Below are 4,649 nucleotides of genomic sequence, written 5' to 3'. Positions count from 1 at the left end.
GGGCCGTGTTGGCCAGCGAGAGGGCCGAGATGCCGATGGACTGGCGGGTCGACAGGGCCTGGGAGTTGGCGGCTTCCTCGTTGAGGTCCGCGTTCGTCAGGTTGGCCGAGCCGGTGTCGAGGATGTTGATCAGGTTCTTCGAGAAGTCCTGACGGTTCTGCACCACCGAGAGGTTGGAGCCGAAGGTCGAGGACTGGGCGCGAAGCTGGCTGGTGGCAGCCGTGATGGCCGTCAGAGCCTTGTTGATCTCGTCGTCCGACTGGAACCCACCGGTGATCGAGGTGAGGCCAAGGCCATCGGAGTCGAGCTTTGCGCCTTCGATGTTCAGGCTGGACGAACCCGTCTCGTTGAAGGTGACCTTCAAGGAGTTTTCCTTGGCATCGGAGCCCGAGCGGTAAAGCAGGTTGATGCCGTTGTAGCTCGAATCCTTCGCCTGCTGGGTGATCTGATCGAGCAAGGTGTTGAACTGCTTGGCTAAGGACTGCCGGGTTGCGTTCGTCCCGCTAGCAGAGCCTTCGCCACTCGCAACGATAGCCTTGGTGCTAGCTCCGGCGACACCAAAACCGATATCCGTATCACCACCCTTGGATGCATCAACGGTGATTTTTTCAGATGAGCCGGCCCCGGTGGAGGTGATGCTCAGCTTGCCATCGGTATTGGTTACAGTCAACTTACCTTTGAAACCTGTATCCGCATCCAGCTGAGACTGGATTGCGGTAGCAACTTCGTCTCCGGTAACAGCAGTAATATCAGCTGCATCAGCCAAGCTAGCTGCATCCAACTTGATTGTCTTTACAGCGCCAGAACCAAGCTGAATGTTGAAATCCGCCGTAGCAGTCGTGAAGTCGATACCGGTTCCTGCATCTGCAAGGTCAGCAATCGACAGGCCTTCAATTTTTGCGGCGATTGCCCCGTTCTTGGCGTCCGCACCTTTTGCCGACAGCGCAGTCGTGGAAACACCAAAACCAAGGTCGACTTCGTTGTTCGCCGAATTGGTGACTGTTGCCGTTGCGTCCTTGCCAGTCGCGGTCGATGTGAAAACGATCCGACCATCTGTCGTCTTCGAAGCGGAGACCGCGGCCGGGTTCGAGGTATCGTTGGCAAGCTGGTTGTTGATTGCTTTGACCACGTCGTCAGCGGTCGCCTTGCCAACGTTGCTCGTCACGCCGCTCAGCGTGGAAGCGTCAAGAGTGATAGTGGTCGTGTTGGTGCCATCGTTCACGGTGAACACAGCATTGCGGGTACCCGAGAAGTCCTGCGTGCCGTCGGTGGCAGCCGTGGAGGTACCCTGGAAAGAAGTCCCTGCCGAAAGGATTGCGGAAGTTGCCGGCGTACCGCTCGTTACGGCGCTCTTGTCGGCCAGCGCCTGGTTGGCAGTGGACTTGGCCGAATCGACCAGCTTCTGGATCGAGGTGATACCCTGGTTGGCGGCCTGGATCGTCTGGACACCGTTCGAGATGCCGTTGAGGAGCGAGCCGAGATCGCCCGAGCGGCCGGACAGGGACTGCGACGTGAAGAAGCTCGTCGGATCGTCGAGGGCAGAGTTGACCTTCTTGCCGGTCGACAGACGGTTCTGGGTCTGAGTCAGCAGATCGGCCGTACCCTGCAGCGAGAGCAGGTTCTGACGGGTCGCAGCGGTAAGGGTGATGCCGGAAGACATTGATTTTGATCCTTTGGATCTAAGAACCCTCTAATTTCGAAGGCACGTCACCAAGAGCCCGAATTTCCTAACCCGGGATTAAATCAATGCGCTCAGTTCCGAGCCCCTACCTCCTTTCTACCGTATGGTTAATGGATCATTAACCCTGCAAACGTAGCCTTCTGGCTCGAGCGACAAGCTTGTCGAGATGATTCCGTTAGCTCAAAAGGAGTTAAGTAATGGCTTTGAAGCTTACAATCAGGCCAGGGGAAACCGTTTTCGTAAACGGTGCTGAGATTTGCAATTCTGGCTCTGCCACAAGCTTGGTTATCAAAAATCACTGCCGAATACTTCGTGAAAGCGAAATGGTCAGTGAAAGAGATGTATATTTACCGTGTTCCCGGCTCGCATTTGTCCTGCAACAGATCGTGCTTAAAGAAAATCCATTCGAGGAGCTGAACGAGCTTTCGAAACTAGCTATTCAAATATTACAAAAGATGCCTGCAGTGGCTCCTCAGATCCTGGAAATACAAAACCTGCTGAGCGAAAAGAAGGCTCACATGGCCTTTAAGAAGGGAAAAGCTTTGATGGCCCTAGAAGCTGCGGAGTTTGGAAAGGCTGAAGCCAGCTGACAACAATATAACTCAGTAGCTATCGGCTATTAGGACGAGGTGATCGTGGTCGGACGGTGGCGTTTTTTGAGTGAGAAGGTCCAAGCATCTATCCATTGACCGCTGCGGGTCGGAAGCGAATGTCGTAATGCGGCAGGTCGATCAGCATGCCACGGCATTCCTGCGATGTTTCTTCCATTGACATTCGTGCCAGAGCAAAACGACGGAGAAATCAGGCCCGGCGATACGGATCGGACCTGCACAGGGGCACCACCGTGACCGCGTCGGCCAAGCAGTCGTCCACCACCCGTAAGACCGCGACCTGTGTGGCGCCGTCGACGCGGCGTAACAAGAACATCCGACTCTCACCGATCACCGCTCGGGATGTCGAGGTCGTCGAGGACACGGGCACCTTCCGCGATCCCTACGACGCGAGCGCCTTCGTCACCACCACCGTCAACCGCCGCGTTGACGTCCTCGCCGCCGAGCGCTCCGCCGGCCGCATCACGGAAGCGCAGTTCCTGGTCGGCCGCTCACTGCAAGCCCTTTGGGAGAAGCAACTCGGCGTTCGCTCCGGCGGCACCTGGGACAGCACCACGTCCGGCACCGGCCCCGGCTCGCAGGTCGTCTCCCACGCCTTCACCATCGAGGACATCCGGATGCTCGGCCGGATCGAGACCGCGAAGGCGGTCAAGGCCATGAACGAGCGCGCGGCCCGCGTGATCGGGGACAGCGGCGTCCGTTTCCTCCGCTCCATCCTCGCCGAGGGGTTCAGCTTCTCCAGCTACGCCGAGGCCCGCGGGCGCGGTGCCAGCGAGCGCGCTTCCTCCGACATCGCCAAGCGGTTCCGCTGGCTCCTCGACGAGCTGACCGAGGCGCAGCACACAGCCCACGGGCCGACGCCGACGACGCCACAAGATCGGTACTCCGCGCGTGCGGGGGACCTTTAATGCATAGGCAAGCTCGCGCTGTTTTTGCGAGCCCGAACCACTTCCTGCCCGCGCCTGACGTTGATGCTGCATCTGATCGCTTGGTATTGCGCAGGATAAATTGACGCAGGCAACTTCATTCTGCCGTGGCCGAATCACCCTTCGTTGCAACCTGACGATTTGTTGGGTACTAGGCGCACGCATCGTATTATGGATCGCTCGTCAGGAGTTGACGATTTCAGGTTTATGTACACAACAGGTTGATTGAGGGCGATGGACTTCGATATTGCAAGATATGGCAAGCCGGTAGTATTTTTTATACTATGCATGGTCTGTATTTATTACACTACCGGGAATATCGCTCTTTCTCTTTTTGTGGCAATGCTCCCACTTATACTTGGATTAATTGGTATTTTTTCGAATTTTGGATATGTGTTCACTGCGGTCGTGTTCATCGCGACAATACTTCTAGGTGTGCTTCCGGACGATATAAAGTCAGATCTGTCCGAATTCGGCGGAAATATTTTGCAAAACGCAAGAAATCAGATCAAGAGCCGATGAAGGTAAGGGTGTCTGGTTTCTAGGTCAGCGACGAAACCAACCCTTATCTATTAAGTTGACAATTGATAAGGCGGGCGACCTCCGCTCCTACTTTATGTCGGCAGGCTAGGTAGTTAGCGCCATTTTGGTACAATAAACTACTCACGTTTTTCGCGAAAATTAATCGAAAAGGTTGTATCGCCTTGTTGCGGTCGCTGGGCGATAGGCTCCAGGGCCCATGATTTCATGGGCGCACCTCGCATTGGTTCATTATGAGAGGCCGGTGATGGAACTAAATATTGGTAGATTTTTCAAGCCTTTAGCGCTTGCTATAATATGCTTTATATCTGTCTTTTACCTAACAAAAAGCCTTGGAGTGGCGCTGCTGATCAGCCTTGTTCCAATGCTTCTTGGATGGCTGGGCGTAATGGAGAGCTTTGCCTATTCTATCGCTACAATTGTCTTCTTGGCGGCTGTTGGCTGGGCTGTAGTTCCCGCTGGAATTAAATCCGTTCTTTCTGAGAAGGCGGATGAGGCAACCCTCGAGATCAAGCAGCAAATGTCGAAGCCGTAGGTCTACCTCCCATTGACCCGACGGGCAATTCGTTGCAGAAACCCACCGTCCCGAGACGCACGCCCGCAGCCGCAAGGCCCGCGGGCGTTCTCGTTTCCAGACCATCCCCCTAGGCTGCCGTCCCTGCCATCCCGGCAAGTGCAGGACGAACACGGCGGCCGACCTTCAGCACGCACTGCAGACGCTGCGCCGGGAAGGCGCCTGCAAGCCCTACCCGACTTCAAGCGTTCGGGGGTCAGGGTCGCATCAGGAACGCTTCGCCCGGCTGGCCGCTAACGTGTTTGCCGCCGCCGGGACCGTTTCACAGCTCCGACCACGAACCGGCTCAACAGCTTAGGCGTTGAGGCCGAAGACGT

Annotated in this window: 4 protein-coding genes; 3 read left to right on the top strand and 1 reads right to left on the bottom strand. The window is 56.1% G+C overall.

Features of this window, described 5'->3' with window-relative positions; genetic code table 11:
* On the bottom strand, positions 1-1,660 hold a 1,660-nt coding region (locus MKK51_RS00680; RefSeq protein WP_243974363.1), incomplete at its 3' end, for a flagellin.
* A gap of 218 nt (positions 1,661-1,878) precedes the next feature.
* Here MKK51_RS00680 and MKK51_RS00675 point away from each other — a divergent pair.
* The 3 genes from MKK51_RS00675 (at position 1,879) to MKK51_RS00665 (ending at position 4,293) form a co-directional block, all read left to right on the top strand.
* Complete coding sequence (locus tag MKK51_RS00675; RefSeq protein WP_243974362.1) at positions 1,879-2,271, top strand: flagellar biosynthesis repressor FlbT; 393 nt, start codon at positions 1,879-1,881, stop codon at positions 2,269-2,271.
* A 254-nt stretch (positions 2,272-2,525) separates the two neighbouring features.
* Positions 2,526-3,200, top strand: coding sequence for a hypothetical protein (locus tag MKK51_RS00670; RefSeq protein WP_243974361.1), 675 nt, complete (start codon positions 2,526-2,528; stop codon positions 3,198-3,200).
* Between the two features lie 805 nt (positions 3,201-4,005).
* Positions 4,006-4,293 carry a hypothetical protein gene (locus tag MKK51_RS00665; protein ID WP_243974360.1) on the top strand — a complete coding sequence of 96 codons (288 nt, stop codon included), beginning with the start codon at positions 4,006-4,008 and terminating at the stop codon, positions 4,291-4,293.
* The last annotated feature ends 356 nt before the right edge of the window (positions 4,294-4,649 follow it).

Origin of the sequence: Methylobacterium sp. E-045, from assembly GCF_022829685.1 — a bacterium.
In the GTDB taxonomy this organism is placed as follows: domain Bacteria; phylum Pseudomonadota; class Alphaproteobacteria; order Rhizobiales; family Beijerinckiaceae; genus Methylobacterium.
Note: the sequence above shows the minus strand (reverse complement) of the source record. Positions and strands in the feature narration are given on the sequence as shown.